General features: G+C 76.2%; 19 protein-coding genes. 12 read left to right on the top strand and 7 right to left on the bottom strand.

Going from position 1 to position 23,037, the window contains the following annotated elements; all coding sequences use genetic code 11:
• The first annotated feature begins 177 nt into the window (after nt 1–177).
• A complete protein-coding gene (locus tag NT8_RS02995; RefSeq protein WP_067963977.1) occupies nt 178–1,173 on the top strand; it encodes a CDP-alcohol phosphatidyltransferase family protein in 996 nt (331 codons plus the stop codon).
• Nucleotides 1,174–1,316: 143 nt separating this feature from the next.
• On the opposite strand, the gene NT8_RS02990 is transcribed toward NT8_RS02995, so the two are convergent.
• A complete protein-coding gene (locus NT8_RS02990; RefSeq protein ID WP_067963975.1) occupies nt 1,317–2,429 on the bottom strand; it encodes an acyltransferase family protein in 1,113 nt (370 codons plus the stop codon).
• A gap of 519 nt (nt 2,430–2,948) precedes the next feature.
• Between NT8_RS02990 and NT8_RS02985 the strand changes: the two genes are divergently transcribed.
• The 4 genes from NT8_RS02985 to NT8_RS02970 all read left to right on the top strand — a co-directional run bounded on the left by NT8_RS02985 (nt 2,949) and on the right by NT8_RS02970 (nt 7,318).
• Nucleotides 2,949–4,757 (top strand): amidohydrolase, encoded by a 1,809-nt coding sequence (locus NT8_RS02985; RefSeq protein WP_067963973.1) that lies wholly within the window; start codon nt 2,949–2,951, stop codon nt 4,755–4,757.
• A 91-nt stretch (nt 4,758–4,848) separates the two neighbouring features.
• Nucleotides 4,849–5,646 carry a M48 family metallopeptidase gene (locus NT8_RS02980; protein WP_067963971.1) on the top strand — a complete coding sequence of 266 codons (798 nt, stop codon included), beginning with the start codon at nt 4,849–4,851 and terminating at the stop codon, nt 5,644–5,646.
• Between the two features lie 72 nt (nt 5,647–5,718).
• Nucleotides 5,719–6,333 carry a TetR/AcrR family transcriptional regulator gene (locus tag NT8_RS02975; protein ID WP_067963969.1) on the top strand — a complete coding sequence of 205 codons (615 nt, stop codon included), beginning with the start codon at nt 5,719–5,721 and terminating at the stop codon, nt 6,331–6,333.
• 46 nt (nt 6,334–6,379) lie between these two features.
• Entirely contained in the window at nt 6,380–7,318 is a 939-nt protein-coding gene (locus NT8_RS02970) for a threonine ammonia-lyase (RefSeq protein ID WP_067963967.1), read from the top strand.
• Nucleotides 7,319–7,388: 70 nt separating this feature from the next.
• Here NT8_RS02970 and NT8_RS02965 read toward each other — a convergent pair whose 3' ends face one another.
• Nucleotides 7,389–9,536 carry an elongation factor G-like protein EF-G2 gene (locus NT8_RS02965; RefSeq protein WP_067963965.1) on the bottom strand — a complete coding sequence of 716 codons (2,148 nt, stop codon included), beginning with the start codon at nt 9,534–9,536 and terminating at the stop codon, nt 7,389–7,391.
• Between the two features lie 291 nt (nt 9,537–9,827).
• On the opposite strand from NT8_RS02965, the gene NT8_RS02960 reads away from it, so the two are divergent.
• On the top strand, nt 9,828–10,589 hold the full coding sequence (locus NT8_RS02960) for a CPBP family intramembrane glutamic endopeptidase (RefSeq protein ID WP_067963963.1): 762 nt from the start codon (nt 9,828–9,830) through the stop codon (nt 10,587–10,589).
• 10 nt (nt 10,590–10,599) lie between these two features.
• On the opposite strand, the gene NT8_RS02955 is transcribed toward NT8_RS02960, so the two are convergent.
• The gene (locus tag NT8_RS02955; protein ID WP_084468597.1) at nt 10,600–11,406 is read right to left on the bottom strand and encodes an SDR family oxidoreductase; all 807 of its coding nucleotides are present in this window, start codon (nt 11,404–11,406) and stop codon (nt 10,600–10,602) included.
• Between the two features lie 75 nt (nt 11,407–11,481).
• Between NT8_RS02955 and NT8_RS02950 the strand changes: the two genes are divergently transcribed.
• Genes NT8_RS02950 through NT8_RS02940 form a run of 3 tightly spaced genes read left to right on the top strand, consistent with a single transcriptional unit; the run spans nt 11,482 to nt 14,240 of the window.
• Nucleotides 11,482–12,084: a TetR/AcrR family transcriptional regulator gene (locus NT8_RS02950; protein WP_067963961.1), complete on the top strand. Its 603-nt coding sequence runs from the start codon at nt 11,482–11,484 to the stop codon at nt 12,082–12,084.
• Between the two features lie 50 nt (nt 12,085–12,134).
• Complete coding sequence (locus tag NT8_RS02945; protein ID WP_067963958.1) at nt 12,135–12,932, top strand: alpha/beta hydrolase; 798 nt, start codon at nt 12,135–12,137, stop codon at nt 12,930–12,932.
• Nucleotides 12,933–12,983: 51 nt separating this feature from the next.
• Nucleotides 12,984–14,240: an MFS transporter gene (locus NT8_RS02940; RefSeq protein WP_157515471.1), complete on the top strand. Its 1,257-nt coding sequence runs from the start codon at nt 12,984–12,986 to the stop codon at nt 14,238–14,240.
• A 39-nt stretch (nt 14,241–14,279) separates the two neighbouring features.
• Here the strand turns inward: NT8_RS02940 and NT8_RS02935 are convergent, their stop codons facing one another.
• From NT8_RS02935 to NT8_RS02925, 3 genes are all read right to left on the bottom strand, one after another.
• A complete protein-coding gene (locus tag NT8_RS02935) occupies nt 14,280–15,242 on the bottom strand; it encodes a coiled-coil domain-containing protein (protein WP_067963956.1) in 963 nt (320 codons plus the stop codon).
• Between the two features lie 176 nt (nt 15,243–15,418).
• Nucleotides 15,419–15,973, bottom strand: a complete 555-nt coding sequence (gene def, locus NT8_RS02930) for a peptide deformylase (protein ID WP_067963954.1) — start codon at nt 15,971–15,973, stop codon at nt 15,419–15,421.
• A gap of 72 nt (nt 15,974–16,045) precedes the next feature.
• Entirely contained in the window at nt 16,046–16,855 is an 810-nt protein-coding gene (locus NT8_RS02925; protein WP_067963953.1) for a nucleotidyltransferase domain-containing protein, read from the bottom strand.
• Between the two features lie 828 nt (nt 16,856–17,683).
• On the opposite strand from NT8_RS02925, the gene NT8_RS02920 reads away from it, so the two are divergent.
• Nucleotides 17,684–18,364 carry a sirohydrochlorin chelatase gene (locus tag NT8_RS02920; RefSeq protein ID WP_067963951.1) on the top strand — a complete coding sequence of 227 codons (681 nt, stop codon included), beginning with the start codon at nt 17,684–17,686 and terminating at the stop codon, nt 18,362–18,364.
• A 231-nt stretch (nt 18,365–18,595) separates the two neighbouring features.
• Here NT8_RS02920 and NT8_RS02915 read toward each other — a convergent pair whose 3' ends face one another.
• A complete protein-coding gene (locus tag NT8_RS02915) occupies nt 18,596–20,542 on the bottom strand; it encodes a copper-translocating P-type ATPase (protein WP_067964036.1) in 1,947 nt (648 codons plus the stop codon).
• Nucleotides 20,543–21,041: 499 nt separating this feature from the next.
• Here NT8_RS02915 and NT8_RS02910 point away from each other — a divergent pair, with 499 nt between their 5' ends.
• Complete coding sequence (locus NT8_RS02910; protein ID WP_067963949.1) at nt 21,042–21,959, top strand: aminoglycoside phosphotransferase family protein; 918 nt, start codon at nt 21,042–21,044, stop codon at nt 21,957–21,959.
• 205 nt (nt 21,960–22,164) lie between these two features.
• The gene (locus NT8_RS02905; protein ID WP_067963947.1) at nt 22,165–23,031 is read left to right on the top strand and encodes an NmrA family NAD(P)-binding protein; all 867 of its coding nucleotides are present in this window, start codon (nt 22,165–22,167) and stop codon (nt 23,029–23,031) included.
• Nucleotides 23,032–23,037 lie beyond the last annotated feature (6 nt).

The following is a 23,037-nucleotide window of genomic DNA, read 5'->3' as shown; positions in this document are numbered from 1 at the left end:
ACGCGCCGAATCCCCCCTTACCGATCAATTATGACCGCGCCGATTAGCCCACCGCACGACCGTCTGCGATGATCTTCCGGCTGACACCCGCCCTCCCCTCCCCTTCGACCGCGCGTGATCACCGTGCGTGGCCGGCGGCCGACACGCGGCGCCGGCCGGGGTTCCGCAGGAGTTGAGATGACGAGCTTCACACTCGCGGACGTCCGCGAGCGCACCTACAAGAGCCGCGACGCGTGGTGGACCGTGTTCCTGGTCGACCCGCTGGCCGCCCGCCTGGTCGTGTGGACCGCCAACCGCACGAACATCACCCCGAACCAGATCACGTTCGGCGCCGGGGTCCTCGGCCTCGGCTCGGTGGTGTGCTTCGCCCTGGGGAGCTGGCCGTGGCTGGTGGCGGGCGCGCTGCTGTTCCACCTCAGCTTCGTGCTCGACTGCATGGACGGCAAGATCGCCCGGCTCAAGCACAACGGGTCGGTGTTCGGCGCCTGGGTCGACTTCGTGTTCGACCGCATCCGCTTCTTCGGCTGCATGCTGGCGCTGTTCATCGGCCAGTGGGCGGTCACCGGCGAGGTCGTCTACCTGCTGCTGATGCCGGTCGTCACCTTCCTCGACCTGCTGCGCTACCTCAACGGCAACCAGGTCGCCAAGACCCGGCAGACCATGCGCGAGAAGCTGCGCGCCGTCGCCGAGGGCCGCTCCGCCGACTCCGTCTCCGACGACCCGGAGAGCACCGAGACCCCCGACGCCGCGAACAACGCGGGCACCGCCGCCCCCGCCGCACCGGTGGTGTTCATGGAGGAGGCGCTGCGCGACAACCCCGACCTCGACCCGGAGCAGGTGCGGGCCGGCGCCGCGTCGTCCGGCGCCCGCGTCATCGACGTGCACCAGGGGTTCGGCAAGCGGTTCGGCTGGTACGAGCGGGTCCGCGACCGGCTGCTGCGCAGCCGGGTCCGCCCGCACCTGTTCAGCGGCATCGAGTTCGAGATGTTCGTCTGCGTGGTCGCCCCGCTGACCGCGCTGACCGCGGCGGTCTCGGCGCTGCCCAGCCTGATCGTGCCGGTCACGGTCCTGGCGTGCGCGGCGCTGGCGGCGTTCGAGCTGGTGATCGTCTACAAGCTGTGGCTGGCCACCCGCGACTTCGACCGCGAGATGGCGAAGCTCACCCGGGGCTGACCCGGGCCCGGCCCGCACACCGCACGGGGGAGCGGCGGTGCGGCGGACCGGAACGGGGAGAGGGACACGGAACACACGGGAGGGGCCGCGCGGACGTCCGCGCGGCCCCTCCCGTCGTGTGCGGCCGGATCGACCCGGGCGGCTCAGCCCGAGCGGGGCAGCCGCAGCACGGGTGGCGCGGAGTCGCGGTCGCGGCGCAGGATGCCGTCGAGCCGAGGTTCGACCAGCCACCGGGTGGCGGCGCGCACCCACGGCGCGCACAGCAGGAAGGTCAGGCCGACCGCGAGCACGGTGTTCAGCAGGAACGAGCCCGTGGTGCCGAGCACCCGGTCCGCGGCGTCGTACCAGCCGAACTGGTCGGCGACCCGGATGACCAGGCCGTGCAGCAGGAACACGTACATGGTGAGGGCGCCCAGCCGGGTGAACCGGGTGGTGCGCCGCGGGGTCAGCGCCAGCAGCGCGGCGGTCAGCGCGAATGCCAGCACCAGGAACAGCACGCGCCCGGGGATGCCCACGGGCAGCAGGTCGACGTCGCGGTCGACCAGGCTCTCGCGCCAGTAGATCCACTCGCGGCTGGCCTGCTCCAGGTACAGGTAGCAGACGGCCATGGTCGCCACGCCCAGCGCGGCGCCCGCCACCCGCACCCAGGTGTGCCGGAGCAGGTCGAAGTGGCGCTGCTCCAGCAGCAGGCCCGCGACGAAGAACGGCAGCAGGCTGATGATGCGCGACATCCCCAGCACCTCGCCGGTGGCCACCAGCCCGCCGACCAGCGACAGGGCGACCGCCACCGCGAACGGCCGGCGCACCCGCTTCCACAGCGGCACGGTGAGGCGCCACACGAACAGCGCGGCGAGGAACCAGGTGAGCCAGAGCGGCTCCAGCGGGCCGTCGGGCAGGTTCCGCCCGGACGACGCCGCCTGCACCGCGTACACGCACCAGAAGATGAGGTACGGGGCGGCGACCGTGGTCAGCAGCTTGTCGATGCGCCGGCCCGAGCCGTCGAACGACTTGGAGAGGTACCCGCTGATCAGCACGAACGCGGGCATGTGGAACAGGTAGATCCAGAAGTAGACCGCGTTGGCGATCCGGCTGTCGGTGGTGGGCTCGATCGCGTGCCCGACCACCACCAGCGTGATCAGCAGGAACTTCGCGTTGTCGAGCAGGGCGTCGCGCCGGGGCCGGCCGGCGGCGGCCGGCGGCGGGGTTTCGGGGCGGACGGCGGGGCGTTCGGGCGGTCGTGTGGTGGTCGAGGCCACGGGTCCTCCGAGTCACCGATAGCGGGGCGTGCGGGCGTGGTCGCGGAGCGGATGCGGCCGGGCGCAGGACGGCGCCTCGGCGCGGCGGCGGTGGCCATCGGGCGCGCGCGGGCGCCGGGCCTACCGGACATGCCTGGGAGTTCGCTGAGAACCCTGGGAGTGACCCTACCGCCCTTCCGTGCCGGGGACCCTATCAGGACGTGTCCGGGCGTGTCGTCCGGGTGACGCCGCCCAGCTCCGGGTGCCCGACCGTGGCGTCCCCCACGTCCGGCCACTGCGGAGCCGTGGTTACGGTACCCGGATTTTTTTCTCAGGAACGGACCCAAACCCCTTTTTCGACGGGGGGTCCCGGGCGGCGGCCCCCCGCGCCCGCCGCCCGGGCCGAGTAGGCTGCCCTGACGGCCCCGCCGCCTCGACCCCGTTTGAGATTCGATGGCGCGGGCGGGAGAATCGCCGCGGCGGCCGCCCCCCGGTTCCCGGGGCGGGACACGCCGCCCCCCGAAACCCCGGAAGAAGGCGGTGGAAGCTGTGCCGCACGCGGTCCAACCCCAGCGCGTCGCCCAGCACGGCGGCGCGATCCTGCGGCTCGTCGACGAGATCTTCCCGCTCGTCGAGGGGTTCTACGTCGACCTGCACAAGAACCCCGAACTCTCGCACGGCGAGACCCGCACGGCCCGCGCCGTCGCCGAGTGGCTGACCCGCGCGGGCTTCGAGGTCGCCACCGGCATCGGCGGCACCGGGGTGGTCGGGGTGCTGCGCAACGGCGACGGCCCCACCGTCCTGCTCCGCGCCGACATGGACGCGCTGCCGGTCGAGGAGAAGACCGGCCTGCCCTACGCCAGCACCGCCCGCGGCACCGACGCCGACGGCAACGAGGTGCCGATCATGCACGCGTGCGGCCACGACGCCCACACCGCGTGCCTCGTCGGCGCCGCCGACCTGCTCTCCGGCGCCCGCGACCGCTGGCGCGGCACCCTGATGGTCGTCGCCCAGCCCGGCGAGGAGACCCTCGACGGCGCCTCGGGGATGCTCCGCGACGGCCTCTACACCCGCTTCGGCCGCCCCGACGTCGCGCTGGGCCAGCACATCGGGCCGCAGCCCGCCGGGATGATCGCGCACCGGGCGGGCGTCATCCTGGCCGCCGGCGCCACCCTGGGCGTCCGCGTCTTCGGCGTGGGCGGCCACGCCTCCCAGCCGCACACCACCGTCGACCCGGTGGTGATCGCCGCGAACATCGTCACCCGGCTGCAGACCGTGGTGGCGCGCGAGGTCGACCCGAGCGAGGTCGCCGTGGTGACCGTCGGCGTGCTGCGCGCCGGCACCAAGGCCAACATCATCCCCGAGGACGCCTACCTGGAGGTCAACACCCGGGCCCTCAACGAGGTGGTCGCCGACCGCGTGCACACCGCCATCGAGCGGATCGTGCGCGCCGAGGCCGCCGCCGCGGGCGCCCCCCGCGAGCCCGAGATCACCGTGCTCCAGGAGGCGGGCGTCACCCGCAACGCGGCCGAGGCCGTGCACGACGTGGCGGCCGCCCACCGGGCCTACTTCGGCGACGGCTACGTGGTCGACCTGCCGCAGCCCCTCACCGGCAGCGAGGACTTCGGCGACCTCGGCCTCCCGGGCGAACCCGACCCGGTGCCGTACGCCTTCTGGTTCGTCGGCGCCACCCCGCACTCCGTGTGGGAGGCCGCGCCGGGCACCACCCCCTACGAGAAGCTGGCGTCGGTCCCGGGCAACCACTCCCCGTTCTTCGCGCCCGACCGCGAGCCGACGCTGCGCGCCGGGCTGGCCGCCCTCACCGTCGCGGCGCTGACCTACCTGGGCCGGGCCGACGACCCGGCGGCCCCCGACGCCGAGCGGCCCGCCGCCCCCGCCCCGGTGCCGCCGCCCGGCGCCACCGAGCCCGCTCCGGCCCCGGGCGCCGAGGCCTACCCGGCGCCGCCCGAGCCCGCCCCCGCCGACGAGGGCGGCGGCCGCCACGTCGGCCCGTCCGCCGACCGGCCCGACGACGACGCCGAGCGGGGCGAGTCCACCGCCTACGCCGACATGGCCGGTTTCCTCGACGACGACGACCCCGCACCGGCGCCCGCACCGGCGCCCGCCCCGCCGCAGGGTCCGCCGGTCGCCGCGCCGCCGCCCCCGCCCGCCCCGCCGCAGGGCCCGCCGGTCGCGGCGCCGCCGCCGCAGGGGCCGCCCGTCGCCGCGCCGCCGCCCCCGCCGGGGTCCACCCCGTTCTCGACGGGCCGGCCGCCCGCCGACGAGCCGCCGTACGAGCCGCGCCCCTACGACGCCGATCCGCCGCAGGACCCGCCCTACCGCCTCTGACCGGCCGCTCCGCCGCCGCACCCCCGCCGCCCGGGCGTGCCCCGGGCCCGACCCGGGCGCGCGCGGCGCGGCCGGGCCCCACAATGGGGCCATGCTGTTCCAGACGTGGGGCGAGCGCTCCCGCCGGCGCGCGCTGCGGCATCCGCGCGAGAACGCCGTCCTGGTGGTCTGCGTCGCCGTGACGGTCCTGGCCGTGGTGGGCGCGGCCAACCGGGCGATCGAGGGCGAATCCGGCCAGCCGCTGCTGCTGCTGAGCATCCCCGCGCTGGTCTTCTTCGTGCGCGGGCAGCTCTACGCCACCCAGCGGGTCAACGGGGTGCGCATCTCCGAGCGCCAGTTCCCCGAGGCGCACGCCATGGTGGTCGACGCCGCGCGCGCGTTCGACCTGCCGCGCGTGCCCGACGCCTACGTGGTGCTGGGCAACGGGCGCATCAACGCGTTCGCGTCCGGCCACGGGTTCCGCCGCTACGTGGCGGTCTCCAGCGACCTGTTCGAGGTGGGCGGGCGGCTCGCCGACCCCGACGCGCTGCGGTTCGTCATCGGCCACGAGGTCGGCCACATCGCGGCGGGCCACGTGTCGTACTGGCGGCAGTTCGCGGTGTCGGTGGCCGACATCATCCCCGGCATCGGCAGCACGCTGAACCGGGCGCAGGAGTACACCGCCGACAACCACGGCTACGCCTTCCACCCCGAGGGGATGCGGGGGCTGCGCGTCCTGGCGGCGGGCAAGTACCTCTACACCGCCGTCGACTTCGAGGAGATCGCCGCGCGGGCGCACACCGACCAGGGCCTGTTCGTCATGCTGGTCAACCTGCTGTCGAGCCACCCGATCAACACCTGGCGGTTCCAGGCGCTCGTCGACCGCTCCCGGCCCGGCCGGATCCTGTGACCGGCCGGCTCCGCTAAGGCCACTCCAGTCGCGTTAGTCTGGGCGGGCCGCCAGACGACCTACGGAGGGCCCATGTCCGAAGCCGACCGCCCGGGGGCCCGCCGGCCCGGCGGGCGCACCGCCCGCACCCGCGCGGCCGTGGTCCGGGCCACGCTGGACGAACTGGCGGAGCGCGGCTTCACCGACATGACCGTCGAGGGCGTCGCCGCCCGCTCCGGCGTGCACCGGACCACGGTGTACCGCCGGTGGGGCGGCGTGCCGGAGCTGGTCGCCGACGCCCTCGGCGCGGCGGCGGACGACGACTGGCGGCCCGCCGACACCGGCGACGTCGAGGAGGACCTGCGCCGCATCGCGCTCGACGTCGTCCACGGGTTCACCACCGCCCCCGACCGCGCCGTGCCCGCCGCCGCGATCTCCGCGGCCTTCCACGCCGACCGCGCCGCCGAGGCGCTGCGCGGCTTCTTCGCCGAACGCCACCGGCGCTGCGCCGAGGTGGTCGCCCGCGGCGTCGAACGCGGGCAGCTCCCGGTCGGCACCGACCCCGCCGAGGTGGTCCGCACCGCCGTCGCCCCGATCTACTACCGGCTGTTCGTCAGCCGCGAACCGGTCGACGCGGGCACCGCCGCCCGCGCCGCGGCCGCCGCCGTGGCCGCCGCGCGCGCGGGGGCGCTGCCCGCCCAAGGGTGACCCCGGCGGCCGCGCCGCCCCGGGGCCCTCCCCCTACGATGCGCACATGCCGACCGAAACCCTCCGGCTCGACCGGATCGCAACGGCCTACCGGCTCATCGACCGCCGGTTCCGCGACACGCCGCAGATCAGCGACGACGCCCTCTCCCGCCGACTGGAGCGGGAGACCTTCCTCAAGATCGAGACCCTCAACCCCGTCCGCTCCTTCAAGGGGCGCGGCGCCGACTTCCTGTTCCGCGACACCGGCGAGAACCGCGCCGTGGTGTGCGCGTCGGCCGGGAACTTCGGCCAGGCCATGGCGTACGCGGCGCGCAGCCGCGGCCTGCCCGTCCACGTGTTCGCCGCCACGACCGCGAGCGGCGTCAAGGTCGCGCGCATGCGCGAACTGGGCGCCCGCGTCGTCGTCACCGGTGCCGACTTCGACGCCGCCAAGGAGGCCGCCGCCGACTACGCCGCCGGGCGCGGCGACTGCGTGTTCATCGAGGACGGCCGGCAGCCGCAGATCGCCGAGGGCGCCGGCACCATCGGCGTCGAACTCGCCCCGCTCCAGCTCGACACCGTCGTGGTGCCCGTCGGCAACGGGGCCCTGGCCGCCGGCGTGGGCCGGTGGCTCAAGGAGCACTCGCGCGGGACCCGGATCGTCGGCGTGTGCGCGGCGGGCGCCCCCGCCATGGCGCACAGCTGGCGCTCGGGCCGGGCGGTGGCCACGGACGGCGTCAGCACCGCCGCCGACGGGCTCGCGGTGCGGGTGCCGGTCCCCGACGCGGTCGCCTGGATGCGCGACACCGTCGACGACATGGTGCTGGTCGAGGAGGCGGAGATCACCGCGGCGCTCCGGCTGCTGCGCGACGTCGTCGGCCTGGTGGTGGAGCCGTCGGCCGCCGTCGGCATCGCCGCGCTCGCCCGCCGCGACCTCCCCGGCGCCCGGGTGGCCACCATCCTCACCGGCAGCAACTTCCCGGCCGGTATGCCCGCCTCACTCTGACCGGCCCCGGCCCGCCCGGGGCGGCGCGCGCACCGCCCGGGCCGCCCGCCCCGGGCGGGCCGGGTCCGGCTCACCCGCCCGTATGGGCCGCCGCGAGCTGCGCGGGCAGCGGTTCGTGGCGCAGGTAGTGCCGGGTGAAGGTGCCCGTGCCGTGCGACACCGACCGCAGGTCGACGGCGTAGCGCAGCAGTTCCAGGCGCGGGACCTCCGCCCGCACCAGGGTGCGCCCGCCCGGCACCGCCTCGGTGCCGACCACCCGGCCGCGCCGCGCCGACAGGTCGCTCAGCACCGCGCCCATGTGCTCGTCGTCGACCAGCACCGCCACCGCGTCGACCGGCTCCAGCACGGTCAGCCGCCCGTTGCCGGCGGCGTCGCGCAGCGCGAGCCGGCCCGCCTTCTGGAACGCCATGTCGGAGGAGTCGACGGAGTGCGCCTTGCCGTCGAACAGCCGCACCCGCAGGTCGACCAGCGGGTGGCCGTCGCGCACCCCGTGCTCCATCTCCGCCCGGACGCCCTTCTCGACCGACGGCACGAACTGGCGCGGCACCACGCCGCCGACGATCTCGTCCACGAACTCCAGGCCGGCGCCCGAGGGCAGCGGCTCCACGGCGATGCGGCAGACGCCGAACTCGCCGTGGCCCCCGCTCTGCTTCACGTTGCGCCCGGTGCCCTGCGCCGGCACGGCGAACGTCGCCCGCAGCGGGACCCGCACCTCCTCGGTGGTGACCTCGACCCCGTACCGGCGGGCCAGCCGGTCCAGCGCCACGTCGCGGTGCGCCTCGCCCATGCACCACAGCACGAGCTGGTGGGTCTCGGGGTCGACCTCCACCCGCAGGGTGGCGTCCTCCGCCGCCAGCCGGGGCAGCGCCTGGGACAGCCGGTCCTCGTCGGCGTGCGCGGCGGCGCGCAGCGCCACCGGCAGCAGCGGCTCGGGGAACGTCCACGGCGGCATGCGCAGCGGGCGGTCGCGGTCGGACAGCGTGTCGCCGGTCTCGGCCCGCGCCAGCCGGGCGACGGCGCAGACGTCGCCCGCGACGGCGGCGTCCACGGGCGTGCTCCGCCGGCCGAGCGGTTCGGCGAGCCCGCCCACGCGCTCCTCGACGTCGTGGTCGGCGTGGCCCCGGTCGGCCAGGCCGTGCCCGCACACGTGCACGACCGTGTCGGGGCGCAGCGTGCCGGAGAACACCCGCACCAGGCTGATCCGGCCGACGTAGGGGTCGGTGGCCGTCTGCACGACCTCGGCCAGCAGCGGGCCGCCGGGGTCGCAGGACAGGTCCCCGACCGGGGCGCCGTCGACCGTGGTGACCTCGGGCAGCGGCCGCTCCGGCGGCGACGGCGTGGCGCGGGGCAGCTCGGTCAGCAGCTCGTGCACGCCGATCCCCGCCGTCGCGGCGACGGGGATGACCGGGTGCAGCCCGCCGCGGGCGACCGCGGTCTCCAGGTCGGCGACGAGCAGGTCCGGGTCGAGCTCCTCGCCCGCCATGTACCGGTCCATCAGGGTCTCGTCCTCGCTCTCCTGGATCACCCCCTCGACCAGCGCGTCGCGCAGCGCGGCGAACTCGGCGCGCAGCCCCTCCGGCGGGTCCGCCTCGACCCGCTCCCCGGAGGAGTGGTCGGCGTAGCGGCCCGACACCAGCCCCATGATCCCGGTGACGGCGCGGTCGGCGCCCTCGCCGGTCACCGCCGGCACGTAGGCGGGCAGCACCCCGGGCCCGAACGCCTCGGCGCACCGCGCGACGGTGTCGGCGAAGTCGGCGCGCCGGTGGTCGATCCGGGTCACCGCGACGGCGCGCGGCATGCCGATGGCGGCGCACTCCTCCCACAGCAGGCGGGTGCGGCCGTCGATCCCGTCGAGCGCCGAAACGACGAACAGGGCGGCGTCGGCGGCGCGCAGCCCGGCGCGCAGTTCGCCCACGAAGTCGGCGTAGCCGGGGCAGTCGAGCAGGTTGACCTTCACCCCGCCCACCCGGATCGGGGCGACGGCCAGGTTGACCGACCGCCCCTGGCGCGCCTCGGCCTCGTCGTGGTCGGCCACGGTGGTGCCGTCCTCGACCCGGCCGGGGCGCGTGATGGTGCCGGAGGCGTGCAGCAGCGCCTCCAGCAGGGTCGTCTTGCCCGCTCCCGAAGGGCCGACCAGCGCGACGTTGCGGATGTCCGCCGGCCGGTCGGCCCGGGGTGCCGCTCCGGCGGTCGCCGGACCCGATGACCTGTCCGCCATGATTGCCACCTTCCCTCGCCCACCCGGGCGCGTCCGGCCGGTGCCGTTCGCGGCCGCCGCGGCCGGGGCGCCCCGCGGTGGAGTCCACCCGGATGACGCGTCGCCCGCGCCGGAATGTGACACGGACCACTTCCTACGGTCACCCTTCGCGACCGCGAGCACAAGGGGCGCGCCGCGACACGCCGGAGGGGCGTCCGCCCCGTTCGGGGGCGCGCGGCGTGCCGGGCGGGCGTCCGGGGCCGCGCGGCGGGGTGTGCGGCCCCGCCGCGCGGGTCTTCTAGGCTGTGGCCCGTGCCGTGGTCCGAGAGCATTCCTCAGTTCAGTACGCCCGCGCTGGTCCTCGCCCTCGCCCTGCTCGCCTACGCGGCGGTGGGCGAGCCGCTGCTGGGCCGGCGCGCCTTCGCCCGCCTGGAGCGCACCCGCGACTCCGATCCGCGCGCGCTCCTGCGGTTCTACCGGCTGTCGATCGGCATCGCCTGGGCGTGGACCGCCGTGGTGGTCGCCGCCGTCCTGCTGGCCCCCGGGCTCACGGCCGCCCACCTCGGGCTGCGCGCCCCCGTGGCGTGGGGGCCGTTCGCCGGGGCGGTCATCGGGTTCGTGCTCGCGCTGCTGGTGGTGTGGCTGCTGACGCGCGACCGGGGCCGGGGCCGCCGCCCCGGCCCCGAGCCCGCGCCGGTCCCCGAGCCCGCCGCGCACGTCCTGACGGTGCTGGCGCCGCGCTCGCGCGCCGAGCGCCGCGCGGCCGGGCTGCTCGCGGTCACCGCGGGCGTGTGCGAGGAGGTGCTGTACCGGGGCCTGTTCGTGGCGCTCGGGGTGGCGCTGGGGCTGCCCGTGTGGGCGGCCGCGGTGCTGTCGTGCGTGCTGTTCGCGCTGGCCCACGTCTACCAGGGCTGGTGGGGGCTGGTCGGTCCGGGCCTGGTGGGCGCGCTGTTCATGGTGGTCTACCTCGGTACCGGCAGCCTGTTCGTGCCCATCGTGCTGCACATCCTGCTGGACGGCCGGTCCCTGCTGCTGACCGGCCGCGGCCGCCGGCACCGCGCCACCTCGGTGTGAACCGCCCCGCTCACAGGTGGGAGCCGCCGGTGGCGTCGATCACCTGCCCGGTGACCCACCCGCCGTCGGACGAGGCGAGGAACGCGGCGATGCCGGCGACGTCGTCGACCCGGCCGACCCGGCCCAGCGCGCTGACCTCCTCCGCGTAGGCGGCGAACCCGGGGTCGGCGGCGAACTGCCGCCGCGTCCGCTCGGTGTCGATCACGCCCGGCGCGACGGCGTTGACGGTGATGCCGCGCGGCCCCACCTGCTGGGCGAGCTGGTGGACGAGGACCTCCAGTGCGCCCTTGGTCATGGCGTAGGGCAGCATCGCGGGCAGCGCGATGCGGGTGACGCCGGAGGACACGGCGATGATCCGGCCGCCGTCGCGCAGGACGGGCAGCAGCCGCTGGGTGAGGAACAGCGGGGCGCGGACGTTGACGGCGAAGAGCCGGTCGTACTCCTCGGGGGTGATCTCGGCCAGGCCGGAGGACTCGCCGACCCCCGCGTTGTGGACGAGCACGTCGAGGTGTCCGTCCGGCCCGATCGCCGCGCGCAGGGCGTCCGTCAGCGTGCCGGGTCCGTCGGCCGCCGCCAGGTCGGCGCCGAGCGCGAAGGCGCGGCCGCCTGCGGCCGTGATCGCCGCCACGGCCGCCTCGGCGCCCGCGCGGTCGGAGCCGTAGTGGACGGCGACGCGGAGGCCGTCGCGGGCCAGCCGCTCGGCGATCTCCCGGCCGATGCCCTTGCTCGCACCGGTGACCAGGGCGGTCCGGACGGCGGTGCCGGCGGGCGTCGCGGGGGCGGTGCTCGCGGCGGGGGCGGTGGGGGACGCGGACATGGCGGTCTCCTATTCCGTAGCGATCGCTAGGTAATGAGTGGGACTGTAGCATAGTGATCGCTATAGAATGGGCGCATGACCCCGCGCGGACGCCCCCGATCCTTCGACCGCGACGCGGCCCTGCGCCGCGCCACCGAGCTGTTCTGGCGGCAGGGCTACCACGCCACGTCCGTGAGCGACCTCACCGCCGCCCTGGGCATCACCCCGCCCAGCCTCTACACCGCGTTCGGCTCCAAGCGCGCCCTCTTCGCCGAGGTCGTCGACCACTACCAGGCCACCGCCGGCGCCGCCGTCGCCGCCGCGTTCGCCCGCGCCCCCACCGCGCGCGGGGGCATCGAGGCCATGCTGCGCACCGCCGCCGCCGACTACACCGCGCCCGACCGCCCGCCCGGATGCCTGGTCATCAGCGCCGCCGTCAACTGCCGGCCCGACGAGGACGAGGTCCGCGCCGACCTCCGCGCCCGGCGCGCGGCCAACATCGCCGCCATGGCCGACCGGTTCACCGCCGCGGCGGCGGACGGCGAACCGCTGCCGCCCGGCGCCCGCCCGCACGCGCTCGCCGCCTTCTACGCCGCCGTGCTCCAAGGCATGTCGCAGCGGGCCCAGGACGGGGCCGACCGCGCGGAGCTGGAGGAGGTCGCCGCCACCGCCATGGCCGCCTGGCCCGCCGCCGGGTGACCCGCGCGGCCCGGCGCGGGCGCCGGACCGCCGTCGGGGAGGATGGGGGCATGTCCGACGTTCCCGACGCCTCCGCCGTCCAGCTCGCCCCCGAACACCCCGCCGTGACCACGTCCGACGGCGTCCGCCTCGACTGCGCCCTGCTGCGCGGCGGCACCGACCGCGACACCGCCGTCGTCGTCGCCAACGGGTTCACCGGCACCTGGCGCAACCCCGCCACCCGCGCCATCGCCGCCGCCCTGCTGCCGGTGGGCGACGTGCTCACCTTCGACTTCCGCGGCCACCACGGCTCCGGCGGCCTGTGCACGGTCGGCGACGCCGAGGTGCACGACGTCGAGGCGGCGGTCGCCCACCTGCGCGGGCGCGGCTACACCCGGATCGCCACCGTCGGGTTCTCCCTCGGGGCGGCGGTGGTGATCCGGCACGCGGGCATGTTCGGCGGCGTCGCCGCGGTGGCCGCCGTCAGCGGGCCCAGCCGGTGGTACTACCGGGGCACCCGCCGGATGCGGCTGCTGCACTTCGGCATCGAGCAGCGGATCGGCCGGTGGTTCCTGCGCACCGCCCGCAAGGTGCGGGTGGTCGACCGCCAGTGGGACCCGGTCCCGCCCGACCCGACCGAGATGGCCGCCCGGGTCGCGCCCGCCCCGCTCCTCGTCGTGCACGGCGACGCCGACCCCTACTTCCCGCTCGACCACCCCCGGCGCCTGCACGAGGCGGCCCGCGACCCCAAGGAGCTGTGGATCGTCCCGGGGATGGGCCACGCCGAGCGCGCCGTCCGGCCCGACCTGGCCCGGCGCCTCGCCGCGTGGCTGGCGGCGGCCGCGGCAACGGGGCCCGCCGCCGGCTGAACCCGCGTCCGGGGGATGCGGCGCGGGCCCGCCGTGCACTACAAAGGCCCCATGAACGAGACCCCCGATGTCCGGACGGATCCGCGCGCGCCGACCGCACCCCGGACGCCGGGGGACGCGGACGGCCGCGCCTTCCACCGGCTCATCGCCGCCACTCTCGGCGGCTTCAGCGGGCACGCGCTGCTGCTGCCCATCGTCCCGCTGTGGGCGGTGCACGGCGGGGGCGGCGCGGGCGCGGCGGGCGCCACCACGGCCGTGTTCATGCTGACCACGGTCCTGGCCCAGCTCGCCATGCCGTGGCTGCTCGCCCGGGGCGGCTACCGGTGGACACTGCCCGCCGGCTGCGCGCTGCTCGGGCTTCCCACCCCGCTGTTCCTGCTCACCGCCGACGCGGGCGCGCTCATCGCCGTCTCCGCCGTGCGCGGTGTCGGCTTCGGCATGGCCACCGTCGCCGGCGCGGCCCTGGCCGCGCGGCTCGCCCCCGCCGCCCGGGTCGGCCGCGCCACCGCCGCCTACGGGCTGGCCGTCGGCCTGCCGAACGTGGTCTTCCTGTCGACCGGGGTGTGGCTGGCGCTGAACGCCGGGTTCACCGCCGTGTTCGCCCTGGCGACCGCCGCCCCGCTGCTGGGCGCCGCGGTGGCGGCGACCGTGCGCCCCGCCGAGGACCCGGCCCCCGCCGAGGGCCACCGCACGGACGCCGCGCCGCCGTCCGGCGGCGCGGCCGCGTACGCGGGCCTCGCCGCCCCGTTCGCGCTGATCCTGGTGGCCGCCGTCGCGTCCAGCGCGGTCATCACGTTCCTCGCGCTGCCGCTGGAGGCGGCGCCCGGCACGGCGGCGGCCGCCCTGCTCGGCTACGGCGCGGCGTCGGTCGCGACGCGGTGGGCCGCCGGGGCGCTCGGCGACCGGACCGGCCGCCCGGCGCTGCTCGCCTGGGGCACCGCCGCCGGGGCGGCGGGCATGGCGGTGACCGCCGCCGGGCTGTGGTCGGCGGGGGAAGGGTGGAGCGGGCCGGGCGCGGCCGGCGCGGCGGCGGTCGTGGCGGGCGCGGTGCTGTTCGGCGCCGGGTTCGGCGCCGTGCAGAACGACACCATCGTGGTGATGTTCCGCCGCTCCGGGCGCGGGCGCTACGGCACCGCCAGCGCGGTCTGGAACATCGGCATCGACGCCGGGACGGGCGCCGGCGCGGCGGCCCTGGGCGCCGCCGTCCCCCTCCTCGGCTACGGACCGGCGTTCGCGCTCACCGGGCTCGCGGCGGCGCTGTGCCTGCCCGCGGCGGTCGCGGTCGGCCGCGCGGCGCGGACCGGCTGACCCGGCCCGCGCCGCGCGGGCCGGGTGCGGCGCGCCGGGTCAGTACGACGAGATGTGCACGTGGTCGTAGTGGTTCTGGGTGATGCTCCCGCGGTCCTCCATGGGCTTCCAGCCGGCCCCCGGGTTGCGGGTGTCCCAGATCTTCTGCTCCCAGATGATGTACATGACGCCCAGGCGGTCGGCGTTGGCCTGCGCGTACTCGGCGATCTGCTGGCCGAGCGCGCGGTTGGCGGCGGAGGGCGAGCCGCCGCCCGCGCTCATCATGAAGTCGCAGGCGCGGCCGGAGCCGTGCTCGCCGGGGTCGCCCGGGCGCAGGCAGCCCACCGGGTAGGGGGCGCCGAAGGTGCTCACGATCTCGTCGCGGATGGCGGCCATGCGCGGGGTCGCGCCGTCCCAGCCGGGGCCGATCGCGCTGTCGGGGACGTCGCCGGTGCCCGGGGTGTCGGGCACCTGCTCCTCCTCGTACTTCTCGATCTTGGCGAGGACGTCGTCGCGCTCCGCCTCCAGGTCGTCGATCAGCTCCTCGGCGTCCTGGAGCTTGGCGTCGGCCTCGTCGGCGGCCTCCTGGCGCTCGGCCTCCAGCTCGGTGAGGGCGTTGACGCGCTCGCCGTTGTTGTGGGCGACCTGCCCGACGATCGCCGCGTCCTCCAGCATGCGGTCGGGCTCGCTGCTCATCACGACCTCGACGGCCGGGTCGAGGCCGGTGCCCTTGTACTGGGCGGCCGCCAGGTCGGCGACGTTGCCGCGCGCGGCGTCGAGGTCGTCCTGGACCTCGGTCAGCCGGCGCTCGGCCTCCTCGACGGCGTCCTTGGCGTCGGTGTACTGGACGAGTTCGCTGTCGTACTCCTCCTCCAGGGCGTCGGCGCGCGCGTTCAGCTCCTCGATGTCGACCTCCTCCTCCTGGGGGTCGGCGTAGGAGGCGGTGGGCACGAGCAGGGCGGTGGCGGCCGCCAGTCCGGCGAGGAGGGCCGCGCGGGCGCGGCGCGGAGTCGGTCTGTGCATGGAAGTCACCTGTGTCGGAGCGTGGAGGACGTGGAGGGCCGCGGTCCCCGCCCCGGGGAGCGGGGCGCGGGGGAGGGGAGAGGGGGCCGTGGTCCACGCGGGCTGAGGGAAGACGATACGAGATCCCGCCGTGATCTGCCTAGCCGTTCACGGATTCTCCCCTGGACCCGGCCAGACTATGACATACCACCGAACCCGCGGGGCAGGGCCGCCGACGCCGGAGCCGGCGCCTCCTCGGGCAGGAACCACGAGGAGCGGCGCACCGCCCGCATGGCGGCCTTGCGGGTCTCGCGGTCGAGCCGCGAGAGGTAGAGCATGCCGTCGAGGTGGTCGGTCTCGTGCTGGAGGCAGCGCGCCATCAGCCCCTCGCCGCGCAGGGTCACCGGCTCGTTGCGCAGGTCCACCCCGGTGACCACGGCCCGCAGGGCGCGCGTGGTGGGGAACCACAGCTCGGGCACCGACAGGCAGCCCTCCTCGCCGTCCTGGGTCTCCTCGGACAGCTCGGCGATCTCGGGGTTGATCACGTAGCCGATCTCGCCGTCGACGTTGTAGCTGAACACCCGCAGCCCCACACCGATCTGCGTGGCCGCGACACCGGCGTGGCCCGGCGCGTCGACGGTGTCGAGCAGGTCGCGGACCAGCGCCTCGGTGTGCCGGTCGAACGTGGTGACCGGGGCGGTGGGGGTGACGAGAACGGGGTCGCCGAAGCGGACGATGGGGCGCTTGCTCATGGGGCCAAGGGTAGCCGGGCGTCCGCGCCCGCCGCCGGGGCGGCGGCGGGCCGGCACCGCGCCGGGCGGCGGTCAGGCCGCGTGCGGCACCGGGGCGTCGTCGAGCACCATCTCGATGAAGTCGAGCGCGGCCCGGCGGCGGGCCAGCGCGTTCTGGTACAGCGACGGCAGCCGGCTGCCGCGGCGCACCCGCAGGCACTCGTTGACGATCCGGTGCCAGCGCTCGGGGAACGCGTGCAGCGCGTACATGCCGGCCGCGGTCTTGGAGGTGGTCTCGCCGGTGCGCAGGGTGAAGTGCAGCCGGCTGACGCTGAGCACGCTCCACGAGGGCGCGAGCGATCCCAGCGCGGTCAGCCCGCGCGGGGTGACCAGGCGCCCGGCGGCGGCCCGCCAGCGGCGCCACTGCTCGTCGAGGCTGCCCAGCGACCACGCGCGCAGGCTGTCGGGCTCGTCCCACACGTCGAGCTCCACCGGCAGGGGGCCGCGGACGGTCACCCCGCGGGTGGCCAGCACGTGCCAGGTGACGGGGTTGACGTCGGCGGCGGAGCGGGCGCGGAAGCGGCCGCCCAGCACCGACGGGACGGGGCCGCACTCGGCCGGGTCGGCGCCGAGGTCGTCCCAGGTCAGGTGGACGCCGTTGAACTGGGGATCGGGCACCCGCCACCGCGTGAGCGCGTGCGCGCGGCGCAGCGCGGCGGCGTCGCCGTCCGTGGGCGGGTGGGCCGTGACGACGACGAAGTCGACGTCGCTGGCGTGCGGGCGGAAGTCCCCCAGCGCGACGGAACCCGTGAGGTAGAGGCCCTGCACGAGTCCGGGCGCCTCGGCGTCGACGTTGCGCAGGAACTCCTGCGCCACGGTCTGCACGCGGGGGTGGATGGCCATGCGGTCTCCCTCTGCGGCGTCCCGGCGGGGCGCGGTCGGGCGCCGCACGGCCGGAACGGTCCGCCGCCGGTACGGTACCGCCGCGGCGGGCTGGTCGTCGTTCGCGGGACGGTGTCCCGCTACCCCCAAGTCTGGAAGTCACGCGCGCGCACCGCAAGCGATCAGGGTGTTTCCGCCTCCACGCCCCACGGCAGGCGGGGTACCCGGTTGAGGCGGCATGGGGGTGCGTGCACCCTTGACCCGATCGCGTCGGCTCTGCTAAGTGCCGCCGCTCCGCGCGTCGGATCGGTGGTACCGCCATGGGAACGGCGCCGGGACCTGCGGATTCACGCTCCGAGGTTATCTCTGCGTTTCCTCGGGTATTCACCAATTCCGTGGTGTGTTTCCGCGAATTGTCCCCACTTCAAGGGCCCCTCTAATCCCTTGCGTGCGGCGTTCGTTCTGCAGAGAGGTCGGTGCGGGGTTGGCAAATGTGTGCGGCCGGGTTTCCTTCACGTATTCGACCATCGCCCCCGGATCGGCCCCCGGGCCGCCGGGGTGAGTGATGGCCGCAACAGCGTCCGGTCATGGAAAAAGCATTCCCGTACGTATAGCCTCGAAGTGAAGTGAGCGAGCGGCCAGGTCCGGCGGGAGGATGCCCCTCATCCTCTCGACCGGCTCCGCGGCGGAGCCCCGAGGAATTGATCTTTGCCGTCCCATTGGGATGACCATGCGTGTCGATTGGGCTCTGTTTTCACGTGCTTAACACTAGGTCATTCGAGTGAAACCGCCGGTCCCTACGCTGATCGTTGCGACCGGCGATCTGTGTGATTTTCAAGGAGGCGGATTATGGTCCCGACGATGGTGCTCGTAGCCGATGATTCCCGCGACACCCCCCGCAGGCGCGCCCTGTGGGACCTCGCCGGCGCGGTCGCCGACCGGGGCGAGGTGCCCGTCGTCCCGGCCTTCGGATCGCGGGTCGAGGTCGAGGCGGCGCTGCGCACCGTCGAGGGCCCGCGCGTGCTCGTCCCCGCGTTCGTGGCTGGCGGCGACCTCGCCAGCGCCGAGATGTTCTCCCGGCTCGACCTCTCGGGCCTGGCCGACACCTGCTCCACGGCCCCGCTCGGCGCGGTGCCCTCCATCGTGGGCGACCTCGCCGCCCGGCTGGTCGACTCCGGCTGGGCGCCCGGCGACGGCGTCGTCCTCGCCGCCGACGGCAGCACCGACCAGGTCGAGCGCCAGGTGGTGACCGACGTCGCCCGGATGCTCAGCCGGCGGCTCTCCTCGCCGGTGCAGGTCGGCTACCTCAACGCCTGGGCGCCCACGGTCACCGACGCGATCGAGCGGCTGCGCCGCAACGGGCGGTCGCGGGTCTCGGTGGCGGCGTGGCGGCTGGTCGGGGGCGCCGACGACGGCCGGCTGGGCGACCTGGGCGCCACCTCCCACACCGCTCCGCTGTGGCCGTCCGACATCGTCGTCGACACCCTGCTCTCCCAGCACCGCGCCGCGAAGGCCCGCCTGGCCGCCTGACCGGGCGGCGGCGCCGCACGCCACCGCCCGACCGCGACGCCCCCGGCGGCACCGCCGTGCCGCCACCGGCCGGGGGGCGCCGGGCCGGACCGGGCCGCTACAGTGGCGCGGTGCTCTCGATCTCGCTGCTGCTGATCCTCGCCTTCCTGGCCGCGACCGCCGTGGGCGTCACGGCCGCCGTCATCGTCTTCGTCCGGGTGGTGGCCCGGCGCCGGTGACACCGCGCGCGGCTCACCCGCCGACCGACAGGTCCACCCGGCGCAGCAGTTGCGCGTTCAGCGCCACGACGACCGTCGACAGGCTCATCAGCACCGCGCCGACCGCCGGGGCGAGCACGAACCCCACCGGGGCGAGCACCCCGGCCGCCAGCGGCACGGCCAGCACGTTGTAGCCCGCGGCCCACACCAGGTTCTGCCGCATCTTGCGGTACCCGGCCCGCGACAGCCGCCGCACCGCCAGGACGCCCCGGGGGTCGTCGGAGGCCAGCACCACGCCCGCCGACTCGATCGCCACGTCGGTGCCCGCCCCGATCGCGATGCCCACGTCCGCGCGCGCCAGCGCCGGGGCGTCGTTCACCCCGTCGCCGACCATGGCCACGCGGTGCCCCCGCTCCTGGAGGCGGCGCACGACCGCGTCCTTCTCCTCCGGCCGGACCTCGGCGAACACCTCGTCCAGGCCGAGCCGCGCGGCCACCGCGTCGGCCACCCCGCGCGCGTCGCCGGTGACCATCGCCACCCGCACGCCCGCCGCGTGCAGGTCGCGCACCGCCGCGGCGGACTCCGGGCGGACCTCGTCGGCCAGGGCCAGCGCGCCCACCACCGCGCCGCCGTCGAGCACGTGCAGCACGGTGGCGCCCTCGCCGCGCCAGATTCCGGTGCGGGCGGCCAGCTCCGGCGGCTCGGCGGCCCCCAGGTCGGCCAGCAGGGCCGGGCCGCCGACGTGCACCTCGGCGCCGTCGACCTCGGCCCGCACGCCCCGGCCCGTCAGCGACGCGAACCCGGCGGCGCGCGGCACGGCGCCCCGCTCCCGGGCCGCGCGCACGACGGCCGCGGCCAGCGGGTGCTCGGAGTCGGACTCGGCGGCGCCGGCCAGCGCCAGCACCCGGTCGGGGTCGGCGCCGTCGGCCGCCGCCAGCCCGGTGACGGCCGGGCGGCCGCGGGTCAGCGTGCCGGTCTTGTCGAACAGCACCGTGTCGACGGCGCGCATGCGCTCCAGCGCCAGCCGGTCCTTGACCAGGATGCCGGCGCGGGCCGACATCGCCGTGGAGATGGCGATCACCAGCGGGATGGCCAGGCCGAGGGCGTGCGGGCAGGCGATGACGAGCACGGTGACGGTCCGGGTGACCGCCTCGGTGGCGTCGCCCAGCAGCGACCACGCGGCGAAGGTGAGGACGCCGACGCCCAAGGCGAACCAGAACAGCAGCGCCGCGGCGCGGTCGGCCAGCGCCTGCGCCCGCGAGCGCGACGCCTGCGCCTGGGCGACGAGCCGGCGGATGCCGGCCAGGGCGGTGTCCTCGCCGACGGCGTCGACCCGCACGCGCAGCGCGGAGTCGGTGGCGACGGTCCCGGCGACGACGCGGTCGCCCGCCGAGCGGCGGACGGTCCGCGACTCGCCGGTGATCATGGCCTCGTCCATGGCGGCGGCGCCCTCGGCCACCGTGCCGTCGGCGGGCACCCGGCCGCCGGAGCGGACCAGGACGGTGTCGCCGGGCCGCAGGTCGGCCAGTGCCACCGGGGCGGCGGTGCCGTCCGGGCCGACGCGCTCGGCGGTGTCGGGCAGCAGCGCCGCCAGGGCCTCCAACGCGCCGGACGCCTGGCCCAGGGCGCGCATCTCCAGCCAGTGGCCCAGCAGCATGATGACCACCAGCAGCACCAGCTCCCACCAGAAGTCCAGCGCCATGCCGGCCCGGCCGAGGGAGCTGAGCAGGCTGGCCCCGAACGCCACGGTGATGGCCATGGCGACCAGGGTCATCATGCCGGGGGTGCGGGCGCGCAGCTCGCCGACGGCGCCGGACAGGAACGGCCACCCGCCGTAGGCGTAGACGACCGTGCCGAACACCGGCGGCACCCAGGTCAGACCGGCGGGGACGGTGTAGCCGAGCCACCCGGCGACCATGTGGCTGGCGGCCACCGCGGGGGCGGCCAGCAGCAGGCTCCACCAGAAGCGGACCCGGAACACGGCGGCGTGGTCGGCGTGCCCGCCGTGGCCCGCGTGCCCGGCATGCCCGCTGTGCCCGGCGTGGTCGGCGTGCCCGGTGTCCGGTCCGGTCGGCGCGGCCGCGCCGCCGTGCCCCGGACCGGCCCCGGGCGCGGGGGAGGGGTGGTGCGGCGGCCGCCCGGAGGGCGCGCCGGGGTCGGGGTGCGGTTCGGATGCCACGGTTGCTCCTCGGATCGTTCCCGTGTTCCCTGTATACCCCAGGGGGGTATATACGCGTCAAGGAACACGCGGAGCGGCGGTCCTGTTCCCGCGCCCCCGCCCCTGGGGGCAGCGGACACGCGGTGTGACGGAGTCGTCGGCATCTTTGAACCCCCCGGGGGTATAGAGAACCCCGTAACGGTGGGTAGGTCCACCATGAGTCCCCCGCGCGCATCGCCCGCTGTGACGAGTTATCCCGGTGGTAACAGCCCGGAAACCGGAACCCCCGTCCACGGGCCGCGCATGTTCCTAAGGTGGAGGAATGAGCGACGTCCTACCGCAGTTGATCGACGACAAGCAGCGAGAACGCCTATTCGCCCGGTTCGGCCGGGGCGCCGCGGACTGGCTCGACGGCCTTCCCGGCCTCGTCACCGCACTCGCCGCCGAGTGGGACCTCACCATCGACGGCCCCGCCCCGCACGGCCGCACCTCCGTGGTCCTGCACTGCCGGCGGGCCGACGGCTCCGCCGGCATCCTGAAGATCTCGCCCGACCCCGGCCTGGGCCGCAGCGAGGCCCGCATCCTCCGGCTCTGGGAGGCCAGCGGCCGCGTCCCGGCCGTGTGGGAGGTCGACACCGAGCGCGGCGCGGTGCTGCTGGAGGCCATCGGCTCCGGCCGGACCGTGGCCCTCAACGGCGAGGTCCCGCCCATGGAGACCATCGGCCGGCTCATCGCCGACCTGCACGCCGCCGACGTCCCCTGCGACGAGTTCGGCGAACTCCACCCCCTGGTCGGCCGGATGAACTTCGTCTTCGACCTGTGGGAGCGCCGCCGCCGCGAGGGCCGCGCGGCCGACTACGTCCCCGCCGCGCTGGTCCACCAGGGCCACTCCCGGGCCCGCGCGCTGGCGCACGGCCAGGACGACCTCGTCCCCCTGCACGGCGACCTCCACCCCGGCAACGTCATCGACGGCGGCCCCGAGCGCGGCCTGGTCGCGGTCGACCCCCGCGCCTGCGTCGGCGACGCCGCCGCCGACACCATCGACTGGACGCTGTGGCGGGCCTCCTCCCACGAGGAGGTCGAGCGCCGCGCCGCGGTCCTCGCCGACGTCATCGGGGTGCCGGTCGAACGCGTCATCGCCTGGGCCGTCGCGTGCGCGCCCATCTTCGCCGTCGCGGTCGCCGACCGCGGCCGCGCCGACTCCGACCAGTTCCGGTTCCTCCTGGAGTTCGCCTCCTGACCGGCGCCCGCCGTGTCGGCACGAGAGCGGCGCGGACCACCCGCCGCGACCGCAGCGCCGCCCCCCGCGGCGCGGTCCCGTGCCGGCACGGCGTGTCCGGAGCCCCGGGCCGCCCTGCCCGGCCCTTGAGGTGAAGCCGGGTTCACCTTCTAGCGTGCTGCGCATACCCCCGGCGACCGCGCCGGGGCGTCCGCGAGGAGTCCCCATGCACGCCCAGCCCACCCTCCTGGTCACCGGCGCCACCGGCACGGTCGGCCGCAGCCTCGTCCGCCGCCTGCGGGCCGGCGGCGCCGCCGTCCGGGCCCTGGTCCGCGACCCCGCCACCGCCGACCTGCCCGCCGGCGTCACCGCGGTCCGCGGCGACCTCACCGACCCCGCCACGGTCGCGGCCGCCGCCGAGGGCGCCGACGCGGTGTTCCTGCTCTGGCCGGCCCTGCCGCTGGACGCGGCCGGCCCCGTGGTCGACGCGATCACCCGGCACGCCCCCCGCGTCGTCTACCTCTCGGCCGACAGCGGGCAGGACGCGCGGGAGGCCGACGCCGACGCCCCCGATCCGATCTCCGACTTCCACGCGGGCATCGAGCGGCTGCTCCGCGCCTCCGGGGCCGAGTGGACCTTCGTCCGCGGCGGCGGCTTCGCGGGCAACGTGCTGGCCTGGGCGCCGGAGATCCGCGCCACCGGCACCGTCACCGCCCCCTACCCCAAGGCCGCCCGCAGCCTGGTCCACGAGGACGACATCGCCGACGTCGCCGCGCTCGCCCTCACCACCGACGGCCACGCCGGCCGCGCCTACCGCGTCACCGGGCCCGACGTCCTCACCACCGTCGAGCAGGTCCGCATCATCGGGGAGGCCATCGGCCGCCCGCTGCGCTACGTCGAGCAGACCCGCGAGCAGGCCCGCGCCGAGCTGGTCCGGAGCCTGCCCGCCGACTTCGCCGACGGCATCCTCGACGCCCACGCGGAGATGGAGCGCACCCCCGAGACCGTGTCCCACGACGTCGAGGCCGTCACCGGTCGCCCGGCCCGGACCTTCGCGCAGTGGGCGCGCGACCACGCCGGCGACTTCCGCTGACCCGCG

It is taken from the genome of Nocardiopsis trehalosi NBRC 14201, from assembly GCF_001552555.1.
GTDB classification, from domain to species: domain Bacteria; phylum Actinomycetota; class Actinomycetes; order Streptosporangiales; family Streptosporangiaceae; genus Nocardiopsis_B; species Nocardiopsis_B trehalosi.
The sequence above is the reverse complement of the archived record's forward strand: the minus strand, read 5'-3'. Positions and strand labels throughout refer to the sequence as shown.